Raw genomic sequence first — 25001 nt, 5'->3', positions numbered from 1 at the left:
AGAGCAAAAGAACGTATGCTCCCCAAAAACCGAGCCGAAATCGGTACCGCGGCAAGGGCTTCCAGCATCGACCAGTATGAGCGGGTAAAACCGCAATACTTCGTGTAATCGGCAATCGGATCGCAGTGATGGATCAAGACATCCAAATCAGGCAACTAACCGGAAACTCTGTCGCCGCGACCTTCCAGCCATGATGACGACCGGCGACGGCATAACCGATGGCCAAGCCCAACGTCGCTTGCGTCACCAAACCCATATAAAGGCCTTCCGTCCGCCCCGGGGAGCGAACGGAAGGTAGCGATTGACAAGTGGGGTCAGGATGCTCTTGAGAAGCACACCCTCTCCCATAGAAAAAGCCCCTTTCATCGAGATGATGTTATAAAAAATCATCACCTGCATGTTGCGTGAAAGCGTCTGCATCCCTGATGTATTTGAGCACCGTAGTTGGGTTGGTGTGGCGCGTAACCTCCATGATCTTGTCCAACCGAGCATTATGAGCCGCGGCACTGGTCACGAAACCTGCGCGCAGCGAATGGCCGGCAATGTTCTTCGGATCCAAACCAATTAGCTTACCGTAGTGCTTCACCAACCGCGGGATGTCCGAATGGTGAAGAGGATTGCCACGCAATCCTCCACCCCGTTTCATCGTCTGAAATAGATACCCTGACTTAATCCCGGAAACCCTCAGCCATTCACATACCCGCTGTATCGGTTTGATACGCTTGCCTGGGGGTATCGCGATTTTCTGCCCTCGACCCTCTTGATCGGTCTTAGACTTGCGAATGTAAATAAACATTCCGCTCGGTGTCCTCGAATTCCTTGATTTAATGATCCGGATATCCTCGGCACAAAGACCGCAAGCCTCCGACCGACGCAGAGCCCCAGCAAAAATGATCGCCAAAAGAGCGGCATCGCGTATGCCAATCGGCGTCTTAGGACAAAGTTTGAGCATTTTTAAAACCTGATGCTCTCTTAGTGCTTCGACTCTTCTGACTTTCGTACCACATACCCGCATCAAGCCACGCAGCGCCATGATCACCTCCGGATGGGAACCCGGCGAGGCAAATCCCGAATGTATGTGCTTATGGTTGATCGCACTGCTGTAGAGAGAAACGGTTCCCATCGACAGCGGATTGCCATTACGCCCTACGGGCTGAGTAGCATGCGTAATCAGGAAATCAATCACTGTCGAGGGAGCCGCAGGCAAGGCTTTAAGGAACTTGTAATGACAAAATTGCTCAAACCTCTGCCAGCCCTTTTGATACGCCAGTCGAGTATTCTCGGACAGTGCCGACTGCATGATCTTGCTATACTGTTCATCCATTGGACAGATCTCCTTGTGGTTAGAAAAAAGGGTTCTGATCATGCCATAAAAACTCACTACACTTCATAAATCCATTTACTACGGAATAAAAACCGGCTACAACGATGCTTTTATCATTGATAAAGAGACTAAGGATGCACTTATCCAAGAAGATCCGCGATCTGAGGAAATCATCAAACCGATACTGAGAGGTAGAGACATTGGAAGATATAAAACAGAGGAAATAAAAGAATATTTGATTGGAACTCATAATGGATATCGTAATGCTCCAAGGATAGATGTAAAAAATTATCCCGCTATTAAAAAGCATTTGGATAAACACTATCATGAAATCAATATTAGACAAGATCAGGGGGCAACTCCCTATAACCTTCGTAATTGTGCTTATTACGGAGAGTTTGAAAAGGAAAAAATCGCCTATTCAGATATATCCACATCTCCTCGATTTTATCTTGATCGTAAAAATATATATTTTACAAATACTGCGTATATATTAACAGGTCAAAATTTGATTTTTTTACTTGGAGTATTAAATTCTAAATTATTTACATTTATATTCAAACAATTTTATGCTGGTGGTGGTTTGGGAGATCATGGATATCGTTACTTCAAGTTATTTTTAGAAAATGTACCTATTCCTTATCCGTCTAAAAGAAAAACAATAATAAAAAAGCAGGTCGAAAAATATGTGGAATGCATTATGGATGATGTGAGTATTGGTCAGAGGAATGAAATTTTGGATTCTAGAATTGATCAGTTAATTTATGAATACTATGAACTAACAGATAAAGAAATAAATTTAACAATTAAAGGCATGAAAAATTGATCGATGTGAATTGTAACACCTTCCACACTAGTGTGATTTAGGGCATTGGTCAATACTCGATTGTAAGAGAGAATCTGGATAACCCGTGGCAAAAAAGCAAGCGGAGAGGCGGACTTGACCCGGGAAGCGATCGGTGGCGAATGCAAGTAAGATATTATGAATCTAGCGGATCTAGGCGAGCCTATCCAGTCAGTAGCCAGAAGCCCCAATATGACTGCGACCGAGGTCAGCTGCTAGTGAGAAAAAGCAGGTAAGATGCGCAGATTACCAAAGTTATCTAGCCCATATCCATAGCGAAAAACACCTCAAAGTGATGGATGCGCGCTTGGCACATGCAAAGGCATTTATACATCGAGAGTGCGGATCTTGCGGCTCATGTGTGGAACAACTGTTTGTTCGCTAAGTCTTGTCGGCGACACTGCCTCATGGCCCGCGGCCGAACCATTATTCCCGTCAATGCATCAATGAGATGTGGGATACCAACACGACGACGATCACTTTGAGCACATGAAAGATTAGTCGCCGTCCTCGTATCTATCGACCATCAATCTGTATGAGGATATATACGGGGCCTAAGCGTGATACGCGCTTTGAAGCGTTGCAGCCCATTCGCTAATGGGCGAAAGAGCGCTTCAGAGATATCGGCCAAGGAGTGGCTGACGGACTCCATCCGCCATGATAATGGATCCTAGTATGTCAGCCATGACTTCCAAGAAGAGGTCAGTTGGTTGGGAATCGACTCGTCGCCGTCCTTCGTTTGCTCACGTAAGGCAGTGGCTGCGCCGAGCGACTCACCCGCACCATCAAAGGAAAATCTGCTTTGGTTGGAAACGTATTGGTGCACCGAGGAACGGCTCTCACCTCACCCGTCCAGTGGTCTGGGATGCCGAGAATGGGCTGTTTTCCTGCGGGTCCGCGACCTTTCCCCCTTTTCTTGTCCGCGTGCTTGGTTAGCCCTCCTTGCCGCCGATGTAAGTCGCATCCATCTCGACCTCGCCCGACAACTTCGCCAACTGACCGGAGCACGCTTGACGCACGCGCAGGAGCATGTGCCATGCCGATGGCTGCATGATGCCCAGCTGCCTCGACAACTGCACCGAGGAGATGCCTTTGCGAGAAACGTGCCACAGATAGAAGACATACAGCCAACTGCGCAGAGGTATCTTGCTTGCGTGAAAAATAGTGCCGTGCTTCACCGAGTAGACCTTCCGACATCCCTTCCCCTTGCATCGATAGTACCCTTCGCGAGATTTCCAGATACCGTGGCGTTGGCTTTTACACTTGGGGCAGGTCGGCTTCCCATCTTTCCAAAGCCGCTTCTCGATGAACGCTCGAGCGGAGGCTTCGTCCGGAAACCGCTCGAAAAACTCAGGCACACTGAGGATGATTTATATTTTGCTTAGAGATCTTTCGATTATTCGTATCTCTGACTTACTTAGATTATAATGGCCATATATTAGATGATTCAGCTTAGAGTGAGGCTTTTCTTCCATTTTCATAACTTTATCGTACTGAGAAATATATTTCTGCATCTCTTGATTGGAAATTTTTAATATTGGCATTTTTTCTACCATGTAATTATCCATTTGAAAACCAGTACTATCTTGCATATTTGCAACTGTTTTCCAATAATACTTAATTATGTTGCTTTCTAAGATGGTTTTTATGTATTTCAGCCCTGATTTTGCTGTAATAAACCGCATAGGTGCTGATATATAAATCCCAGTTTCTACTAGAATAAATCGCCATTTTCTGTTGATTCCCGGAAAGGCGATTTTTTCCTTTTCAAACTCTCCGTAATAAGCACAAGTATCCTGCAGTTCATACCATCGGTGTGGTGTGTGCTTTCTAGCGCGAGATCCATCCTGTAAAACGCATCCCGATTGCTCCAAACGATCTTGTCCAAATGAAAGCAGATGCTTTTTGATTGCTGGGTAGTCATCGATGCAAAGATTTTTTGACGGGAGGGTTGCAATGAGATATTTTTTGAATGGAGTAAGATGATACCTTCCAATATCTCTCCCTTGCAAAACAGGCCTAATGATGTCTGCAGATTTCGAGTCCTCTTCGATCAATGCATCCTTAGTCTCTTTATCGATGATAAAGGCTTTATTGTAGCCGCTCAAAACTCCTCGATAAATGGATATATCCCATTCTTTCAAAGGAGTGCCTATTCGTTCAATTTTTTCTTTTAATGCCATTTCTTCTGGATTTAGCAAAATCCAGCTATCATCATTCTTTGGAGTCGACATTTGCTCAAATCTAATTTTTGATAAATTCAGAGATTTTTTATTCTCATGCTCAAAAGATGCATAATCAATCGACATCTTTCTCTGTATCTTACTAAATAAAAGAATGTTGGTATCGACAGTCGCTGTTTCAAATACATCAGCACCCAGATCCAAAATTTTGATGTCACCAACTTTTTCGCCTAAGAATTTACGCATATTTTTTCCATAGTCCGTTCTCATCCATTTATTTGAAGTGATAAAGCAAAGGCAGCCATGCAAATCTAGTAGTTCCCATCCACGCTCATAAAATAGTTGATATATATCACCAGTTCGAGCAAAAGCAGAGTAATTCAAATTTTTATAGCGATCTCCATATTTCTCACTAGATTCATTTGAGATCCTTTGTTGCAACTGGATATAGGGAGGATTACCTATAACCAAATCGAATCCATCAACATTGAACATCCACTTAGGATCAAACCATTCCGCGCTATGATTTTTATCATAAGGCAGCCAAGAGCAAATTTTATTGAATTCTTCTTTCTCATCCTCCGATATATTTGAAGTTTGAGCAATGTAACTTCTCATATCTTCTCTTAATTTACTATCTTTATTTCTGCATTTTGATTTATTAATATCATCGTTAGCATAAAAATATTCCTCTCTTATTTTTAAAATTTCTTTTTGAAAATTACTCAGCTCATCCCCTCCAAATATTCCCACTTGCTTTAATCTGTTCTTATTAACTAATGACTTAATCTTAAGTAAAGTATCTGCTACAATGAGATTGGTTTCTAGATTCGGTAAGGAATTAATTCCATAATTGATTGACATATCTTGTTCTGGCTTCTGTTCAATTGCCAATGATATAAAAAACCTCAACTTCGCAATCTCGACTGCAATCTGCTGTATGTCAATCCCATAAATATTATTTTTTATTAAGTATAGCTTTCTAGAGTAATCACCATGATCATTGGATTTAGAAAACATTTGTTCAATCTCACTAATTGCTTGATTTCTAAGATCAATATCGGGGATTTGTTTTGCAATTTCAATATTTTTATTTTTCCATTTGTTATTATTTGGATCCACAATTTTCAAAATAGTCACCAATCTATGTAGAACTCCCATAGGAAACGCCCCTGAACCTACCGCTGGATCGATAATTTTCATACTATATATCGCGGAAATTAATTTCTCTGTTTCATGTTCGTCAAAACAAACGTCAGCGATACCTTCATCCAAATCTTCGTCCAAACTGTCGATTAATCGAACAATTTTATTTTTCCATTCGGATCGCTCATCATGCTTAGAGAGTCTAAGCTTCAGCGCCTCATCAATGATGTAATTAACAACCTGACGGCTTGTGTAGAAACTTCCTGTTTTATTTCGTGCCGACTCGCTGGTTTCTGGATTATGACGCGCTAGCAGATTTTCGAATACTTTTCCTAAAAGCTCGGGATCAAGTGCTACATCTACATCTAGAGGTGTAGATTCTTCTGCGGTAAATCGATATTGCTCAAGAATCTGAATCAGCCCATTTTCTTCATTATCGAAGAAAAGATCATTAGGTACAATAATTCTATTTGAATCTTCAACGGAAAATCCATCTTCAGGGTGGCATTCAAATAAACCACCATTTAGAAATGGAGATTGTAGAAACAGATTTTTGACCTGATCGTCAGAGATCCTAAATAATGGCATAGAGCTATCTAGATAATAACTATATGACCTTGAGTCTTCTTCATCCATTTTTCTATCACTAATTTCTTGATTCAATGTTGCGAAGAATAAATTTTGCAAAATAGCTTTGTAATAACTACTAGGCTTTTTATAGTCAATGTAGTCTTTTACCTTAATTTCATCAAATAGATATTGATTGATCAATCCTTTTTCTTTGATAAACCAGACAAATAATAGCCGCGTAATCATCCGAATAACGCTATTGGATTTTTGAATGGATGTTTCTCCAACTCGAGGGAGGGAAATGGTTCTGATAGCTTTATCATACCACTTCTCGAGTTTCTTATAAAACTCCTTATTCAATTCTTCCACAGAAAATACTTGCTCAATGCTATCCAGTGATTTCTCTTTGTCTGATATCATGTTGAATCTTTCGGTTGCAGTCCGAACATTCTGACCTTCACCGAGCAGATATGTGAACCGCTTACTACCAGATCGCTTTTTCTCAGAGTCTTCTAAATAATCCATTCTCACAAAACTCAATCGCCAAGTCTTTTCCATACCGTCTACATCATGATAGATCGCCAAAGCTCCATCCAGCCCGTAGTCTCTACAAGCCTTTGCTATCACACTTCTCAGATTTACTCGATTTCTGCGAATCTTAGTTTGAGGTTTTATCTTGACCTCGAAGAGACCAACTTCCTCACCATGGTCTTCATCAAGCATCAAATTACCCCACTGGATACAAGATTTCACGTTCGCACTGTCTATTTTTTTATCCGAACGAAATCGCTTCAATCGATCACGACCAAATGCTTGGTCTAACACCTCAATCCACTGGTCGCGATCATAAGACCCTTTGAATAAATCACTAATTTTTCTTGACATTGTCAGGCTCCTTATAAGCAATTGTAGCGCACTTGGGTTATGGGGCACTCTACGGAGGTCAGACGGATGTCTGCATCCATCTTGTCGCGTATGAACTGGCTTGGCGAGCCGATGTCATCAACGATTGATCAGCCATTGTTCTTTGTATTCGTCCTTGAACCGCTGAAGGGCTTGCGGAGTATAGCCTCAGACAACCGACCGAGCGATGTCGATGTCCGCGAAGACGGCAATCAAGATCGGTCATCGTCAATGTCGGTGCCCCACATCTCATCAACCTTCAAAGGGATGATGGGGCCATCATGAGAGCACATACCACAGGCCGGTCTCCGGCAAGGTTCACGAGCAGACCATTCGTTTTCTCGCATGAGATGTAAGACCCGCGCTCTCAATGTGCAAATGCTATTGTATCCTAGCCGCACATCCACTTCTCGGTGACTTTCGCTATGGAAAGGGCTTTCCTTGATGGCCTGTTTGATGGCCTTCTTCGGTCATCTGTACATCCGGCAGGAATCAGCTAGGCCCCACCGACGACAATGACGGGGGCGCGCAAGTTCGAGTCTACTGTGTGAGTGATTGGAGGTGATTCCATGGAACCGGTCGCCCGGTGCCTCGAAGTGATAGCCGCCGATGTCAGTCGCTGGTACGAGTCGTTCTTCGAAAGAGCCGAGTGTGCTTTCGAAAGAGAAGAAGTCGGATCCTGCGACCAAGAAGGTCGGCAAGCTGGGATCCTTGTCGGCTTCGACCACCATGGACAACAAGTTGCTGCGCGAGAAGATCGAGAGGATGGAAGCGGGTCGTCCTTTTGTGCAGTGGAGGTCGAGGCAATGAGCGCCGCCATCTTCTTCTCGGCCTGTTGCGGGTGTACCAAGTGTGGAAGATCAATCGCTCCGGGGTATATCGTCTCATCTGCATGCAGCCAAGATCGGTCGTCCTCGCCGGAAACCAGGACCACACGGTGAGATGCTGCGCCAATGACCGAAGCCATCGAACAGGTCATCAAGGACAGCCCGTTCTATGGCGAAGGGTTCCGCAAGCGGGGCTCTTTCAGGAGAGGCTAAAAGCCCCGCGACCCGAAACCCGCCCCTTCTTCGGAGGAGGCATCTCCGCCCCGATAGGGGCTTTCAGCAAGAGGATGTGAAGATGATTATCGACATATAAAAGTACCGAATCGGGGAGGCTTACCCTTTCAGCCTCTATACGAATCATAGGAATATCGAAGGACTCCTGATTGCCAAACCGGAGGGCGAAGAGTTCTATCAGGCTTTCGCTCCCGAGGACTTCGGAGATCCAACCTTCCGCCTCTTGAAAGGCGGAGGGCTTTCTCGCCTCGTTTCGAGATTCGATCTCTACGAGGTCAAGCGATCAGGCAATCCCCCTCCTCCGATATGCAAGATCGTCCTTCTCCAGAGAGCCGACATGAATGCCCCGAAGGCAACCGGAGGGATAACACCCTTCCTTGCCTATCCGAGGGGCGAGAGCCCTTCCTGACTGACGGAGGAGCCCTAGTACTCCCCCTCCTCCCCTATTATCATCTCTCCACCATCTCCCTCTCTCCTCGCTCCGAGGAGGGCTCTCTTTCAGCCCCTCCGCCTTGCCGGGTGGAGAGGCTCACTCTTCGGGGGTCTACAATGAATATCCAAACATTCAAGGCAAGCCTTGCCGGGAAGATGCACGCGCGTCTGCGATACAACGGTATTCGTACATCGCCGGTGCGGGTCTTGCGACTGATGCGAGAGAACGGCTTGATCGCCAAATCCTGTCGGGGACCGGCTCGTGAGCTGCGTGCTCACGACGGAACCATCATTCCCGCCGATCAATCGATGAGATGTGGGGCACCGACATGACGACAACCGCTTTCGAGTACCGGTAAGATTGACCGCCATCTTCGTGGCCATCGACCATCTCTTAGCGAACTGCGTTCGGGCCTCAAGTGGCCTAAGCGCGGAGTTGTCTCAATAACTCTAATGCGCTTATCTAGGGCGAAGGCAATATGACTGGGCAATAACTACGCCGGGGTTGGTGTTCTTCGAAGGCATTGATTCATACATCGCACTATCATCCACGTCAGATAGCATATCAAGGGGATATTCCCCCAAGAGATTCAAGACTGAATCAAGTTGTCGTTCATTTAAGATCGACATTTTTTTCGATTTCGTTCTCAATTTGTTTACTTCCTGCTTTAGACTTTGAATACGATCGAGTTTGATCGATTCAACCGCTTGTCTTAATTTTATTTTTTCATTTTCATTTAGATCTTTTATGCTTTTCATCAGACTTTTCAAATACTCAGTCGCTCGTTGCTGCTGTGGATTCAATTTCGGAGACCGATACGCGTTGGCAATAGATCCTTGCACTTCCTTTTCGAAGCATCGAAGAGCCTCTTGAACGTGTTGATAATGCTTGTCATGCAGCGGCATCGTCTTGGTTTCAGGTTTGCATTCCAGTATTTTCGCACTCTCTACGAAGGTCAACCTTGACGATTTCAATCCCTCCTTATCCGACATTACTATTGAAAAATACTCACACGATTCATCGCGCAGAAATACAAAAGTGCCTCCTTGATATCGAGTATTACTCACACATCCTCGAATTTTTGTCGGCATCTGCTTCACTCGCCTGAAGTCTTCTGGATGATTTTCCCTAAAATTCCTGACCACCTGAAGATATCCTAATTCCTCTGACGTTTCATCATCTGCCATGATATCTTTTTCGAACAATCCAAAACTACCCACTTTTTCATCAGGGAGGAATATTTGCGAATCCTCGCCTAACGCTGTGTGAAATGCTTCCAGTTTCATTCTAGCCCTACGTTTCAGATTAATATCTTCCTCAACTTTCTCAGTGGGTAGAAAATTGTAGATGAAAATCTCACCTGCTTTGCTTCCAATTCGATTGATTCTACCGATGCGTTGCATCAGCTTGGTAGAATTCCAAGGGGTGTCGTAATTCAAGATAATATTGGCGCGATGAAGATTGATCCCCTCGGACAAAACTTCAGTCGTAATGATAATGTTGTAATCGGATCGCTGCTCCTTACGAGATATATTGGCATCGAAATTTTCTTTGATCTTGTCTTTGAGTTTCTCCCTTGTCGATGAGTTGACTTTCAGTATTTTATTAAAACCATTTTTTTCTAGCCGAGATTCAAGATCATCGGTCGTATCCATTGATTCAGAAAAAATAACCAGCTTTTGTTCCGGATTCTTGGCTTTATCAAATAATTCTTTATTCATGACATCAACCAGTCGATCTGACTTTGGATCGACTTCGCTATCGATAACTTGCTTCCATCTGCCCACCAAATCAATCAGTATCTCATGATCTCGCTCTACCAGTTTCCAATAGTTGGGTTCAAAATCCTTGCGTTGAAAATAATTTTCATTTTTATCGGTAAATATTACATCAAGCTCATCTTCACTCTCGCTTTCAATATACTCGGAAATCTTTCTAGAAGAAGCCAAGTAAATTCTATCATTGTCCCGCATCTTCAATAGTTCTTCGGATGATTTCAAAAATCGTTTTAATGTCTGATATATTGCACTGATACTACTATCCAATCTCTTGACCATCAGCGTTTTCATAATTCCTGTCAACATTTCGGATATGAAATCTGCGCGATTGTATCTTTTTTTGAATTCATCTCGCAAAAATTGAATCATTCGATGACGTGCATAGTGAAGTCTTTTGCCTTCATTTTCTCCATGCCCTGCAATTCGAATAAGTGTTTCGTCGTAAAGTGTATTTAGATTATCCGGAAGTTGATATAGCAGGTTTATAGGTGGGTTGGATTTCGGAAATAAAATACCCTGTCGCTTCAAATCTTTCGAATAAAACTCGTTATCTTGAAGATCTTGTCGAGTTCGGCGAACTGTAATCGGTTCGATTACGCACTTACGGATTTTTTCATAAATAGGAGTAATTTCATCTTTATCGGACGATGATGATCGTTTCATTAGATTTGCATACTCCTTATTGATCGAAGCAAAGAATCTATTCAGACTTCCACATTCAAGTGTGCTCTTGTTTCCATCTTGAAACAGCAGAACCTGATTGAGAATGTCTTCAGGTTTATTATTCAGCGGAGTAGCTGAAAGCAAAATCACTTTCTTTTGACGGCCTGATTTTGTCAGTGTCTTACAGATACGCTGCATATAATCATAAGAGTCAGAATTCTTATTGCGAAACTTATGCGATTCGTCGATGATGATAAGATCGTATTGCTCAGGATTACTCACTTTATGAAGGCTTCCACTGGAAATGATCTTATGTGAAGGAAAAGAAAGATCGTCTACAGTTTCTTCCCAGTTCTGTTTTATAGCTGGCGGCGAGATAATCAATGTCTTAAATGCCACACTTGATGCTTCTTGAAAAGAGATTCGCCTTGCCAGCAAAATGGCAATGACAGTTTTTCCTAGCCCCACAACGTCAGCAAGAAACACCCCGTTATGCTTATTAATGATACCGAGTCCTTGCTCAACCGCGTCCAACTGGTAATTGAGTTTCTTGTATCCTTTCGGCAGATCCATGGCATTTTTAGGATCGAACTCAATTCTTTCGCCAAAATGCTCGATCAGAAATTTGATGTAGAGATCATAAGGCGTGATATCTTCTCGAAGGAAAGTTTTATTCTTCGCTTGATCGATATCATCCGGCAAAATCTCGACACCTTGTTCCCAAAGACTTTCGAACTCCTCGGTGGCGAATTTGATATCGTCATAATCTCTCAAGGAAACATTGAATTCGTAATTGGAACTTATCTCTCTGACGCCTAATCCCGGTTCAGTCAAATTGGATGAGCCGGTAATGACTTCACCGCTGCTATGCTCATTAAAATTTTGTGGACGAAAGATATATATTTTGGCATGCAATTTACGACTGGTATGTACTCTTAGCTGCACTTTTCCGGAGCCGATATCTTCGATGAATTGACGAATGCTCTCTTCTGGTTCTTGTCCATAGTCCACTTGGTTGATTTCATTGGCAAGATCGATTTTATACATATTCTTTGCCTCGTCCTTATTGGCACCAATGACAGGTATCAGGCCTTGTTTTTTATAGTCTTGAATGACTTTATCCATATTGATTCCAACTAAGATTCGAATCTGATTGACTTTCTCTAAAGAAGGGCGCAATCTGAAATAGCCTGTTGATCGGAAGTATCCGACCAAAACATCGAATTCTTGAATGCTTGCATGCTCGAAGACACCTTTGAATTTATCGAGAACCGTGCCGGTATCCTTGTTGGTAAAAAATTTGCTACTCATCGAAAATATCTCCTTATCGATTTGTTTTTCGGATCGATTTCTCGACTTGGTCTTGCCGTCTTTGCAATCAAAATCGCCGAGATGCTGCCGTCAGCCCAAGGCCGCTATTCGGGGATCGGCGATATCGATATATTCTCCGGACCATTCTTTCTTTGCGAACAGGGCGAGGGCCGCGAGTCCTTTTCCGACTTCGTCGGCGTCTCGTAATCCGCCCTCGGCGTAGGTGCGTTGGAAGAACGAAAGTTCTTCCGATGGCATGCCTTTATCTCCTTGGTCTCGGATCTGGGCTTGCATGTCGGTGTCGGTCATTCCCGGGGAAAAGGCGATGGCGGTGACTTCCGGGACATCGGCGGCGATGACTCGGGTGAGGTGGTTCAATGCGGCTTTGGCGGCGCAGTAGGTCGCCCAGCCTCGAATCACCCCGTTTCCCGCTCCGCTCGATACGTTGATCAAGCGTCCTTTGGAGGCCCGAAGTGCCGGTAGTGTGGCTCTTGCCAATAATGTCGGGCCGACGATATTGACGGCCAATGCATATTCGATGGCTTGGGCATCGCAAGATTCGAGGGAACCGAAAGGGGTGAGGATGCCGGCGTTGGCGATCACCGCATCGATCCGACCGAAGGCTTCTTGCGCTCGGTCTGCGAGGGCGCAGGCGGTTTCGTTGCGGGCGACGTCTCCGACCACGGTTTTTACTTGCGCTCCTTGGGCCGAACACTCGTTTGCCGTGGATTCAAGAACCAAATCGCTACGCGCTGCAAGCACCAGATTCGCCTTGGGTGAAAGGGCCCGGGCACATGCCGCGCCGATTCCGCGCGAGGCGCCGGTGATGATCACGACCGGGCGATCCGATGTCATGGGATGCTCTCCTCGAAGAGGGTTGACGAACGATAAGGATATCGGCGCTCATGAAAGGTGCGGCCGCCGACGAGTGGATGGCCTGTCCATCTCGTCATCGTATTTTAGCGAAGACTTTTTTCGGGGAGGCTCGGGGGCGAGAGTCCTTGCAGGAAGAGCCTCCATTCGAAAATCCCTCCACGAAGGGCAAGGGTTATTGCAAGGTGCGGCGTGGGCTTCGGGTGGATCGATGATAGGGCACCTGAGTATGGGGTATCAGATCGAGGCTGGCTCCCAGTGTTCGTTCGCCATCATCGCCGGGCGCATCGTTCCGTTTGCAAGGCGTACTTGGAGTTTTTTATCTCGATGCTCGGTTGCGAGCATCGCCAGAGCGATGTTGCGGCCAAGTCGAGGGGAGTGGACCGCGCTCGAAACGAAGCCCGCCGGGGCGTGATCGGGGGCGAAAAGGGGGCGGCGGTCGGTGTTGGGCTCGATCGGATCGCCATCGATCACCAAACGCTCCAAGCGCCTTGCCGGGGGGCGATTGCGACGAGAATCGAGTGTTTGCCGCGCAAGATAGGCCGCAGGCTTGTCGAGATCGCAATAGGCTTCCAAACCGGCTTCGAAGGGATCGTCTTGGCGCGTCATGTCGCTACCGTAGGAAAGCAGGCGGGTTTCGATTCGATCGATCAGATTCGGAGCCCCGGCACGAATCCCGTGCACCTCGCCCGCCGACCAGATTCGATCCCACAGCGCTTCGCCTTTCTCACTGTTTCGAAGGTAGATCTCGAAGCCCCCCTGCCCGCCCCAACCCGAACGGGCCAAAACCACGGGGATGCCATCGATTTCAGTGTCGCGAAAGCGGAAAAAGCGCAAGGAGCGAACCCAAGATCCGAAGAGGGCTTCGGCCACCGTATCCGCCACCGGGCCTTGCAAAGCCAAGGGCGATACATCCGGTTCTTCCACCTCGACATCCATCTTGCCCCCCGCCGCCAGTCCCCTCGCCCACAGCAACACATCGGAATCCGCTACCGAAATCCAAAAATGGTCCGCTGCGAGGCGAAGGATGACGGGATCGTTGACGATACCGCCGTCGCTATCCACCAAGGGGGCGTATTTACATTGTCCGACGGCGCAGCGGGAGATATCGCGCGGAGTCATCAGCTCGACCAAAGACAAGGCGTCGGGGCCGCGAATTTCCACTTGGCGTTGCGCCGATACATCCCATAACTGCACGCTTTGACATAAATGGCGGTAATCCTCTTCCAGCGAATGAAGATATGTCGGCAAAAGCATGTGGTTATAGACGGTGAAATGCTTGATCCCCGCCGCTCGCACCCGCGATGTGAAGGGGGTGGAGCGCAATCTCGGGGTCAATGAAAGTGCGATGGGATCGGGCATGGTGTTTTTTTCGAAGAGGCGTTGGGTGAGAAGGGGCAAGCCGATGCAACGACGGAATCGACTGCCGGCGAAGGGGATCTTTGCCGATGCGCGCCACACCATCGACGCTCGATGATGGGGGCTATCCTTCGGGATCGGCGCACACGAAGCCTATTATGAGCCCTCTTGCCGCTTTCCTCAGGCAAGCCTCTATCGCTTCTTAGTCTTGGGCGCCTTCGGGGGCTTGGCGATGTTTGATACCGGCTCCCGCTGCCAAGGAGGGTTTCGCACCGGCATGGTCAGTTGCACCGATGAGTGAATCTCGCAAGCGCCTCGATTCGTTTGGGATGATCGATTCGAGTGTGAGAGATTCTTGGATATTGCTTGCGCCCGATTTTACCTACGCATCCGATGAAGATCGTGCGCTTGGTTCCCGAGGCGATCCCGAGCGGTCTTTTCATCCGCATTCTTATCAAAGCGAAGCGAGGCAAAGCGGATATCAAGAATATTGGCGGGGTGGATCGGAAAACGATTTTGAAAGTGAGCGATCACTTTCTTTGTTTTTCACTTTATCGATATTGACAGGATCCAATTGCCATTGGCTTCGGCTCCTTGCGGACCCATATTGCGTACGAGGATTCGAAGAACGCTCGAAGCGGCGGCAATGATCGTCGATCATTCCATAAGTGAGCGATCACTCTTTACATGATTGCCTTCGTACGGGCACTAAAAAGGCCCCGATGCGCTTGGCTTCGGCTTTCGGGTTTGCGTTTCATTCAAGGATTCACCCAAGCGACAGGGTTTGGCAAAAGGCCTTTTTCGGCTTCGATGATCGACGGCTCTTCGAAAAATCACCGGCTTGCCCGGCTTTTAGGGTATTACAATCGCATGATCGGCATTTCGATATGCCTTGGCTTGGAGGCGCCGGCAACGATATCAAGGGATCGTTGGCTGGCTATCTTGCGATCGCATCGAGATCCAGCCTGCCTTGAAAAAGGAATAGCCTCATCGAGGATCTTGAAAAAGGCATCGACGATCGCTCGCCTCGAAGATCCGGTGCCCTATCCGGCCACCCGAATCCCTCTTTTATTCGCCCATCCATCGATGGAATAACGCACCATGCCCCGAATCACGCTGCCCGACGGCTCGGTCCGTCAATTCGACGCCCCGGTGAGCGGCACTGAAATCGCCGCCGATATCGGCTCCGGGCTCGCAAAAGCCGCCCTTGCCATCCAAGTGGACGGCGACTTGCGCGATCTCGCCGGTGTTATCGAACAAGATGCGAATGTCGCCATCATCACCCGCGAAAGCGAAGACGCGCTCGAGCTCTTGCGCCATGATGCCGCCCATGTTCTCGCCGAGGCGGTCAAGGAGCTCTATCCGGAAACCCAAGTAACCATCGGCCCGGCGATCGAAAACGGCTTTTATTATGATTTCGCGCGGGAGCAACCCTTCACGCCGGAGGATTTGGAGCGCATCGAGACCCGCATGCGCGAGATCGTCGATCGCAACGAGACCATCGTCCGCGAGGAGTGGGATCGAGACGAGGCGATTCGCTTCTTTCGCGACTGGGGGGAGGAATACAAAGCCGAGATCATCGACAGCATCCCCCAAGGCGAGGTCGTTTCTCTCTACCGCCAAGGGGATTGGATCGATCTTTGCCGCGGCCCCCACCTGCCATCGACCGGCAAGCTCGGCAAGGCCTTCAAACTGCTGCGCATTTCGGGAGCCTACTGGCGCGGCAATTCCGACAACGAGATGCTGCAGCGCATCTACGGCACCGCTTGGCCCAGCGAAAAGGAACTCAAAGCCTACCTTCACATGCTCGAAGAAGCCCAGCGGCGCGACCATCGTCGACTCGGGGTGGAGATGGATCTCTACCACTTCCAAGAGGAATCCCCGGGTGCGGTTTTTTGGCATCCCGGCGGCCAGCGCCTGTTTCAGCGGCTGATCCGTCATATTCGCGAACGCCAGGAGGAAGCGGGCTACGTCGAGGTGGATACCCCGCAGATCATGGATCGCAGCCTATGGGAGGCATCCGGGCACTGGGAGGCCTTTCGGGAGAATATGTTCACCTCGCAGACCGAGGACGGACGGCTTTTCGCTTTGAAGCCGATGAACTGCCCGGGGCATGTGCAGATTTTCAAGAACGGCCCGGTCAAGAGCCATCGCAGCCTTCCCCTTCGCATCGCCGAATTCGGCAAGGTGCACCGCTACGAGCCCTCGGGGGCGTTGCACGGGCTGATGCGCGTGCGCGCCTTCACCCAAGACGACGCCCATGTCTTTTGCACCGACGAGCAAATCACGCAAGAGGCGACCGCGATGTGCGACCTCATCCTCTCGGTCTATCGTGATTGCGGTTTCGAGGATGTGCGCATCAAGTTCGCGGACCGCCCTCCGCTAAGAGTCGGGACGGACGATATCTGGGACAAGGCGGAGCAAGCGCTGCGCATCGCCATCGACTCCACCGGCCTTCGCTATACCCACAACCCCGGGGAGGGCGCCTTCTACGGGCCGAAACTCGAATTCGTGCTGCGAGACGCCATCGGGCGCGATTGGCAATGCGGCACCGTGCAGGTGGATTTCAATCTGCCGCAGCGCTTGGGGGCCTCGTATGTCGGCGAGGACGGAGCCCGTCACACTCCGGTGATGTTGCATCGGGCGATGCTGGGCTCGATCGAACGCTTCACCGGGATCCTCATCGAGCATTTTGCCGGACATCTTCCGCTTTGGCTCTCCCCCAAGCATGCGGTGATCTGCACCATCACCTCCGCCGCCGACGATTGGGCGAGGGAGGTTCAGGCATCCTTCCGCGCCCGCGGCTTGCTCGCCGAGATCGATCTTCGCAACGAGAAGATCTCCTACAAAGTTCGCGAGCATTCGAAGGCCAAGGCACCGGTGATCCTCGCCTTGGGCAAACAAGAGGCCGATATGGGCACGGTATCGATGCGGCGATTGGGTAGCAAGGAGCAGCGCGTTCTCACTCTCGACGAGGCGGTGGATCTTCTGGCCGCCGAGGTCGTCGGCCGCGTGAACCCTTGAGATCTTGCGCCGATGGTGGCGCGTCCTTGAGCGAATCGGTAGAAAAAAATGGCGCAGAGCGAAGGTCTTTCGAAAGCATCGGCGGGATCGGATGCGAATACGCCTTCGGCAACGCACGATCCGGTCTGCGGTATGAAGGCGGATCCCGCCACCGCCTCTTGGACCCATATCCATGAAGGCCGGGTGATAGGATTTTGCGCATCCCGATGCAAGGAACGATTCATCGCCGATCCATCTCTTTATGCAAGCGAGATCGACCCCGTTTGCCATGCGCAAGTGGATCGGATGCGGCCGGGGGAGACCGTGGTCCACGCCGGAGCGAGGTATTGGTTCTGCGCGGATAAGTGTCGGCAGAGATTCGAGGAAAACCCCGAGCGATTCGGTAGCGGCGCCGTAAAAGAACAAGCCGGCTCCTCGATGGCCCCGGATCCCGCCTTGGATTCGATGGGCGGGCAGGTCGCATACATTTGTCCCTGCCATCCCGAGGTACGCAGCGAAGAGCCCTCGATCTGTCCCGAATGCGGTATGGCGTTGGAACCGCAGATCTCCCTTGCCACCGAAGCCGTTCATCCCGAGCTCGTCGACCTCAAGCGCCGATTGATCGCGGCGGTGATATTGACCCTACCGGTCTTTTATCTCTCGATGAGCGAGATGATCCCCAATCTGGATGCCCGTCCCCTGCTCGGCTCATTTTGGTTCGGCTGGCTCCAAGCCATCCCCGCGAGCGTGGTGGTATTGGGATGCGGGCTGCCTTTTTTGGTGCGCGGGGCCAGGTCGATCATCCGCCGGCGCTTGAATATGTTCACCCTGATCGCCGTGGGCACCGGCAGCGCTTGGCTTGCCAGCATGATCGCCTTGCTCTTCCCTCATCTGATGCCGGATGCCTTCAAAAGCCACGGCTCCCCCATCCTCTATTTCGAAGCCGCGGCGGTGATCATCACCTTGACCATCTTGGGCCAAATGCTCGAACTCAAAGCAAGGGTGCGAACCTCGCACGCCCTGCGGGGTCTACTCGATCTCTCCCCGCCGACGGCGAGAAGAATCGACGATAACGACGAGGAGCACGAGGTGGACTTGGATCGGGTGCGCATCGGGGATCGATTGCGGGTGCGCCCCGGCGAGCGGGTGCCGACGGACGGTATCGTGCTCGAAGGCGAAAGCCGCATCGACGAATCGATGATCACCGGCGAGCCGATACCGGTGGAACGCACCTCGGGCGATGCCGTCACCGGAGGCACCGTCAACTTGGCCGGCGGGTTCACGATGCGAGCGCTCAAGGTGGGCTCGCAGACTCTGGTGGCGCGCATCGCGACCTTGGTCGCCCTTGCCGGGCGCTCTCGCGCGCCGATTCAGGCGACGGCGGATCGGGTTGCGGGCGTTTTCGTTCCCGTCGTGGGTGCCGTGGCGTTGGCGGCGGCGATCCTTTGGGCATCGTTCGGTCCGCCCCCGACCCTCGCCAATGCCTTGGTGGCGATGGTTTCGGTGCTCATCATCGCCTGCCCTTGCGCCTTGGGGCTGGCAACGCCGGTGTGCGTGATGGCGGGTATCGGGCGAGGAGCGAACGATGGGGTGCTAGTGCGCAACGCCGAGGCCTTGCAGCGCATGGAAGGGGTCGATACCTTGGTCATCGACAAGACCGGCACCTTGACCGAGGGGCGGCCGGAGCTGTGCACCACCCTCTCCTTGGGCGAGATGCCCAAGGAGCGGTGGCTCGCTTTGGCGGCTCGGGTCGAGGGGGCGAGCGAACATCCGCTCGCCGGGGCCATCGAACGAGGTGTTCGCAAGATCGAAGAAAAAGCGGGGGGAGAAAAACGTAAAGGAAGTGATATCTCCGGCGATGTCGCCGCCGATGTCGCCGATGCGACCGATGCCGACCGCTTCGCAACCGCTCCCGTCGGGGATTTGAGCCGCTTCAAGAGCGTCACCGGCCGGGGCGTGCAAGGCGAGGTCGACGGCCATCGCGTCGAGGTGGGAAACGAGGCGATGATGAAAGAGGCGCAAATCGAGATCATCGATGAGGCGAAGGCCCGCGCCGACGCCTTGCGAGCGCGCGGCGAAACCGCCCTTTGGGTCGCCGTCGACGGGAAATTGACGGGGCTGGCGACGGTTGCGGATCCGATCAAGCCCGATGCGGCGCAGAGCCTTCGGGCTTTGGAAGAAGCCGGACTTCATATCCTGATGCTAAGCGGGGATCATGAAACCACCGCGCTTGCGGTCGCCGCCCAACTCGGTTTGAGTCCGCAGGTCGTGCATGCCGGGCTCGACCCGCAGCAAAAGCACGATGCGATCCGCGATTTACAAGAGGGCGGGCGTTTCGTGGCCATGGCCGGAGACGGCATCAACGACGCTCCCGCTTTGGCCCGCGCCGATGTCGGTATCGCGATGGGCAGCGGGGCGGATATCGCCATCAAGAGCGCGGATATCACATTGATTCGGGGCAATCTTCGCGGGATTGTCAAGGCCCATACGCTCTCAGAACTCACCATGCGCCATATCCGACAGAATCTTTTCTTCGCCTTTGCCTACAATGCCGTCGGCATTCCGATCGCGGCCGGGGCGCTTTATCCCTTCTTCGGATTGCTGCTTTCACCGATGATCGCAAGCATCGCCATGAGCGCAAGCTCCCTTTCGGTGATCGCCAACGCCCTGCGCCTGCGCCGAGCGAGGCTTTGAAAAAGGGCAAGAGGCTTTCAGGTGGGAGGAGAGGCGATGGTTCATGCAAAACACTCGGGATCGGGCTCGGCGTCTTGACGGACTCAAGCGGCATTCGACGCGGGATTCGATGAGGATTCAACCACGATGAGGAAGGGCATCGGACGAACGCTTTCCCTGTTTTGCATCATTTTGCTGGGGCCTTTGCTGAGCGCCTCTTGCAGCTCGGTGCGACTGGGGCAGGATTGGCGCAATGCGGATCGATCGAGCGCAGGCATCGTCCCCGATCCGAGCGAGACGAACGATGCGATCGTGCAGGTATGGGCGGCGCGGGTCTTCAACTGGCGAGGGCTCTTGGCGGTGCATACATGGATCGCCACCAAGCCGGAAGGGGCCTTGCATTATGACGTCCATCATGTGATCGGCTGGCGAGGGCGATACGGTCGAAGCGTCGTCGTTTCCGGACCGGATCTGCCGGATAGAAAATGGTTCGGACAACCGCCGATCATGCTCCATGAGTTGCGCGGGGAGCGGGCCGCTAAGGCCATCCCCGATATCATCCAAGCCGTCGACGATTACCCTTGGGACCATGACTATCGAACATGGCCCGGACCCAATAGCAATACCTTCACCGCCTTCGTCGTGCGTCGAACGCGCGGGCTCGATCTCGAGCTCCCATCGACCGCCATCGGCAAGGATTATTTGGGTGAGGGGAAATTGCTCGCCCGCCCCCCGGGCGGAAGGGGCTGGCAATTCTCTCTTTTCGGCCTCTTCGGGGGGATTGCGGGAATCGAGGAGGGTTTGGAGATCAATATCTTGGGGCTGGTTTTCGGCATCGATCCGATCCGGCCTGCGATCAAACTGCCGGGGATCGGCAGGATCGGATCGGGAGCGAGCGGGGTTTGAGTTCGAAGTCGGATGGGAGTTCGGTAGGGATTCGATAGGGATTCGATGACGCTTCGAAGCATGGGGGCATCGATGCCCTCTTGTCGAGCCGTCGAGCCTTCTGATCGATCTTCGACCCGCCCGAAGTCCAGCGGTGAAAGCGTACCGTGCGCCGCCGACGACCGCGCGAATCCGCACCGAGCCCGTCGCTCGACTCGGTGCGGATTTTGCGATGCCTTTTTTTCGATCCCGCTCTATTCGGATGCCGCTCCATTCGAAGGATCGATATCGTCGATGCGTTCCGAATCACGCCCTCGGGAAGCGCCGCTCCTCTTCCAAGGCATTGAGATCGAGATGACTGTCGACGAAGCGCCCGGAACCATCGTCCGACGAGCGATAGATCCAAGGATGGTATTTACCCTTCCTTAGCGCTTCGTAGACGATATGCCGTCGGCGCTGGCTTTCGCGCACCTCCCGATCGAAACGATCCAAATCCCAATATTCCTTCGCCATCGCTTGGAAATGTGCAAGTTCCGGTGGAGGCGAATCGCCCTTGGCCAGATTGTCCATCTCGCAAGGATCGGACTCCAGATCGAAGAGTTGATCGGGGTCGAGCGAGCATCGGTTGTATTTCCAACGATCTTTTCGAATGCCGACCATCGGGGCATACGAGCCCTCGGCGGCATATTCCATCAGCACCGGAGTCGTGCGCTCGCCGCCCTCGATCAGCGGCAGCAGGCTTTCGCCGACCACTCCGGATACCGATTCGTCTTTCGATATCCCCGCAAGATCGCTCAAGGTCAAGGGGATATCGACCATCGAAACCGGGGTCGATATGCATCTCGGTGAAAAATCCGAAGCGGCGATCATCAACGGCACCCGAGCGGATCCCTCGTAAAACGACATCTTGAACCACAATCCCCGCTCGCCGAGCATATCGCCGTGATCCGCAACGAAGACGATATTCGCCTCCTGCCCGGTGTCGCGCAGTATTCGCAGAATCGTTCCGATGTTCTCGTCCAAATAGGAGATATTGGCGAAGTAGGCGCGGCGGGCGCGGGCCACCATCTCCTCGTCGACGGTGTACGAGCGCCAATCGACGGCATCGAGGAGTCGCTTCGAATGCGCATCCTGATCCTGATAGTCGATGGCCTTGACCTGGGGCATCGGATATTGGCCGTCGGCGTAGAGATCCCAAAATTCCGGGCGCGCGACATAGGGATCGTGGGGGTGGGTGAAGCTGACCGTCAAGCACCACGGGGAGGCATCTCGATCCCGGGCCAAATCATAGAGTTTTCGCTGCGCTTTCCACGAGACCTCGTCATCGTATTCGAGCTGAGTGGTGATCTGCGCCACCCCGGCTTGCCCCACGGATCCCAGATTGTGATACCAGCCATCGACCCGTTCGCCCGGATTTCGATAATCCGGCGTCCAACCGAAATCCACCGGATAGATATCGGGGGTCAATCGCTCCTCGAATCCATGCAACTGCTCGGCGCCGACGAAGTGCATCTTGCCCGCCAGACAGGTGTGATATCCCGCCCGCCGAAGGCGATGCGCGAAGGTCGGAATTTCGCAGGCGAACTCCGCGGCGTTGTCATAGACCCGATTCTTCGAAGGCAGCATCCCGGTCATGAACGAGGCCCGAGACGGTGCGCAAAGGGGGCTGGCGGTATAGGCATTGGCAAAGCGCACCGAGCGATCGGCCAGCGCCCGTATATTCGGACAATGCAGCCACGGCGCCGGGCCATCGGGGAAGAATGTCCCGCTGAGCTGATCCACCATCAATATCAGAATATTCGGCGCTCTCATCATGATTCTCCTTTGATTCTCATAAGAGGTCGATTAGCGATTGGCGAGGGTCGTTCGACAAGAGTCGATCGATATCGGAAAGCGAGATCCACCGATATTCGATTCTTGGAGACGGCGAGCCCTCGTCGATCGCCGCCGAGAGGCGAAGGCGCTCCTCGGCTCGGTTTTGCACTTGGGATCCTTTCGCATCGATGGGCGAAATCGATGCGCGATTCCCGCTTCCATCGTCTTGTCAATGGTTATCAACAAAACAGGCTCAGTTGATCGTCGGGCGGGCGAGGCGGCACGAATCCGGATCGATCCAGAACGGGGAATCCGGGGAAGCCCAAACGCTTGACCGCCAACTTGAAGCGGCGCGCGAGCAACTCCGCCACCGGTCCGCTGCCTCGCATCCGATCGAAGAATGTCGAATCGTAATCCTTTCCGCCCCGGGTATCGCGCACCCGCTCCATGACCCGTTGCGCCCGATCCGGATAGTGCTCGGCCAGCCATTCGCGAAAGAGATCCGCGATTTCCATCGGCAGACGCAGCATCGTATAACTTGCGCCGATCGCCCCCGCGGCGCGGCCTCGCTCCAAGATCTCCTCGAGTTCGGCATCGTTGATGAAGGGGATCATCGGCGCGGCGAAGACCCCGACCGGGATCCCCGCATCGCTTAGATGACGCACCGTCTCCATGCGACGATGGGGCGAGGATGCCCGGGGCTCCATCCTTCGGGCGAGCGAACGATCCAAGGTGGTGATGCTCAAAGCGACCATGCAGCGCCCGGCCTTGGCCATCTCGGCCAGCAGATCTCTATCGCGCTCCACCCCCGAGGATTTGGTGACGATGGTCAATGGATGGCCGCATTCGGCAAGGACTTCGAGGATCGAGCGGGTGATGCCGAGTTCGCGCTCGACCGGCTGGTAGGGATCGGTATTGGTGCCGAGCGCGATCGGGGCGCATCGATAGCCGGGCTTGGCGAGCTCGGCGCGCAACGTCGAGGCGGCGTCCGGTTTGAATACGAGACGGCTTTCGAAATCGACCCCCGGGGAAAACCCGAGCCACGCATGACTCGGACGGGCATAGCAGTAGATGCAGCCATGCTCGCATCCGCGATAGGGGTTGATCGAGCGATCGAAGGGAAGATCGGGGGAACGATTCCATGAGATGACGGTGCGACTCGTATCCGGGGTCAAGGTGGTGCGCAACCGCGGGGGTTCGCTCGGATCCTCGCTCGGCTCGTGATTCGCACCGTCATTCGCACCGTCGATCGGATCGCTCGGCGACGGTTCGCTCCACCCGTCATCGAAATCCTCTCGCGTGTAGCGCTCGAAACGCCCCGCGGCATTGCTGAGCGCTCCTCGGCCCTTGCGGGCGATGGGTCCGTGGCGAGATTGCATGATCAAGACCATTCGCTATCGAAGAAAGCCCTCTCGCTCGAGGGCTTGTCGGGAGAAGGCTTCGGGCCTTCGAAAGACGCCGACTATATGCCGACGGGCATCAGGGAAAGCAGCGCGCCTCCCGAAGCGAAAAGACCGACCACCGACCACGGCGGCCAGCGTCGCCAATATAACAGGGCGAAGGCCAAAAGGACGCCCAAGCCATCCATCGGATCGCCAACGCTCTCGATGATGATCGGATTGCAAAGAACGGCAAGAAGCAGCCCGACCACGGCGGCGTTCACCCCGGCCAAGGCCGCGCGAACCTTGCGCTTTTCCCGCAGCCGCTCCCAAGACGGCAGTACCCCGAAGAGCAGCGAAAAAGAGGGAGCGAAGATCGCGACCAAGGCGATCAGGGCGCCGACGGGGCGCCCCTCCAGACCATCGACGCTGGCCCCGAGGAAGGCGGCGAAGGAAAAAAGCGGACCCGGGAGCGCCTGCACCAAGCCATAGCCTGCAAGGAAGGTATCGTGATCCACCTTGCCGGTGGCCACCACCTCCGATTGCAATAAAGGCAATACCACATGACCGCCCCCGAAGACGAGCGATCCGGTGCGATAGAGAGCATCCGCAAGTTCGATCTCCGGATTGGCGAAACGGGAGGCCAAGATCGGCAAGGCGATGAGTGGAAGGGCGAACAGGACAAGCCACGAGTAAGCGCCTCGCATCGAGGGCGATGAGCCGGGAACGCCCAATGCGCTGCGAGCGAGGCTCGGGGCGGGTGATGAGGGCGCAAAAGGTGCAGGCGGGCTCGACATG

16 protein-coding genes are annotated in these 25001 nt (G+C 52.0%); 7 read left to right on the top strand and 9 right to left on the bottom strand.

Features of this window, described 5'->3' with window-relative positions; all coding sequences use genetic code 11:
• Positions 1-376: 376 nt before the first annotated feature.
• Positions 377-1324 (bottom strand): site-specific integrase, encoded by a 948-nt coding sequence (locus BF99_RS21880; RefSeq protein ID WP_025770241.1) that lies wholly within the window; start codon positions 1322-1324, stop codon positions 377-379.
• Between the two features lie 73 nt (positions 1325-1397).
• Here BF99_RS21880 and BF99_RS22415 point away from each other — a divergent pair, with 73 nt between their 5' ends.
• On the top strand, positions 1398-2150 hold the full coding sequence (locus BF99_RS22415; RefSeq protein ID WP_081759135.1) for a TaqI-like C-terminal specificity domain-containing protein: 753 nt from the start codon (positions 1398-1400) through the stop codon (positions 2148-2150).
• 950 nt (positions 2151-3100) lie between these two features.
• On the opposite strand, the gene BF99_RS0106535 is transcribed toward BF99_RS22415, so the two are convergent.
• A complete protein-coding gene (locus BF99_RS0106535; RefSeq protein WP_025770239.1) occupies positions 3101-3526 on the bottom strand; it encodes a transposase in 426 nt (141 codons plus the stop codon).
• Positions 3527-3538: 12 nt separating this feature from the next.
• A complete protein-coding gene (locus tag BF99_RS20350) occupies positions 3539-6952 on the bottom strand; it encodes an Eco57I restriction-modification methylase domain-containing protein (RefSeq protein ID WP_081759133.1) in 3414 nt (1137 codons plus the stop codon).
• A gap of 66 nt (positions 6953-7018) precedes the next feature.
• Here BF99_RS20350 and BF99_RS22845 point away from each other — a divergent pair, with 66 nt between their 5' ends.
• Together BF99_RS22845 and BF99_RS23710 are read left to right on the top strand one after the other, a co-directional pair.
• Entirely contained in the window at positions 7019-7255 is a 237-nt protein-coding gene (locus BF99_RS22845; protein ID WP_156013197.1) for a hypothetical protein, read from the top strand.
• 324 nt (positions 7256-7579) lie between these two features.
• Complete coding sequence (locus BF99_RS23710; protein WP_156013196.1) at positions 7580-7780, top strand: hypothetical protein; 201 nt, start codon at positions 7580-7582, stop codon at positions 7778-7780.
• Between the two features lie 1142 nt (positions 7781-8922).
• Here BF99_RS23710 and BF99_RS0106505 read toward each other — a convergent pair.
• Both BF99_RS0106505 and BF99_RS21875 read right to left on the bottom strand, forming a co-directional pair.
• Positions 8923-12216 (bottom strand): helicase-related protein, encoded by a 3294-nt coding sequence (locus BF99_RS0106505; RefSeq protein ID WP_025770235.1) that lies wholly within the window; start codon positions 12214-12216, stop codon positions 8923-8925.
• A 90-nt stretch (positions 12217-12306) separates the two neighbouring features.
• Positions 12307-13071 carry an SDR family NAD(P)-dependent oxidoreductase gene (locus BF99_RS21875; protein ID WP_025770234.1) on the bottom strand — a complete coding sequence of 255 codons (765 nt, stop codon included), beginning with the start codon at positions 13069-13071 and terminating at the stop codon, positions 12307-12309.
• 50 nt (positions 13072-13121) lie between these two features.
• Between BF99_RS21875 and BF99_RS0106495 the strand changes: the two genes are divergently transcribed.
• Entirely contained in the window at positions 13122-13304 is a 183-nt protein-coding gene (locus BF99_RS0106495) for a hypothetical protein (protein WP_025770233.1), read from the top strand.
• A 22-nt stretch (positions 13305-13326) separates the two neighbouring features.
• Here the strand turns inward: BF99_RS0106495 and BF99_RS0106490 are convergent, their stop codons facing one another.
• On the bottom strand, positions 13327-14451 hold the full coding sequence (locus tag BF99_RS0106490; protein WP_025770232.1) for a dimethylsulfoniopropionate demethylase: 1125 nt from the start codon (positions 14449-14451) through the stop codon (positions 13327-13329).
• 1098 nt (positions 14452-15549) lie between these two features.
• Here BF99_RS0106490 and thrS point away from each other — a divergent pair.
• From thrS to BF99_RS0106455, 3 genes are all read left to right on the top strand, one after another.
• Positions 15550-17472, top strand: coding sequence for a threonine--tRNA ligase (gene thrS / locus BF99_RS0106465; protein WP_025770229.1), 1923 nt, complete (start codon positions 15550-15552; stop codon positions 17470-17472).
• Between the two features lie 48 nt (positions 17473-17520).
• Positions 17521-20145, top strand: a complete 2625-nt coding sequence (locus tag BF99_RS0106460) for a heavy metal translocating P-type ATPase (protein WP_025770228.1) — start codon at positions 17521-17523, stop codon at positions 20143-20145.
• Positions 20146-20271: 126 nt separating this feature from the next.
• Complete coding sequence (locus BF99_RS0106455; RefSeq protein ID WP_025770227.1) at positions 20272-21030, top strand: DUF3750 domain-containing protein; 759 nt, start codon at positions 20272-20274, stop codon at positions 21028-21030.
• A 285-nt stretch (positions 21031-21315) separates the two neighbouring features.
• On the opposite strand, the gene betC is transcribed toward BF99_RS0106455, so the two are convergent.
• The 3 genes from betC to BF99_RS0106430 all read right to left on the bottom strand — a co-directional run.
• Complete coding sequence (gene betC, locus BF99_RS0106445; protein ID WP_025770225.1) at positions 21316-22821, bottom strand: choline-sulfatase; 1506 nt, start codon at positions 22819-22821, stop codon at positions 21316-21318.
• 242 nt (positions 22822-23063) lie between these two features.
• Positions 23064-24203 carry a PA0069 family radical SAM protein gene (locus BF99_RS0106435; protein ID WP_038097569.1) on the bottom strand — a complete coding sequence of 380 codons (1140 nt, stop codon included), beginning with the start codon at positions 24201-24203 and terminating at the stop codon, positions 23064-23066.
• A gap of 83 nt (positions 24204-24286) precedes the next feature.
• Positions 24287-25001, bottom strand: a 715-nt coding sequence (locus BF99_RS0106430) for a chromate transporter (protein WP_051482806.1), incomplete at its 5' end; no start/stop codon positions are given.

Origin of the sequence: Thioalkalivibrio sp. HK1, from assembly GCA_000583135.1 — a bacterium.
Lineage (GTDB): Bacteria > Pseudomonadota > Gammaproteobacteria > HK1 > HK1 > HK1.
This window is presented reverse-complemented; position numbering and strand designations above follow the sequence as displayed.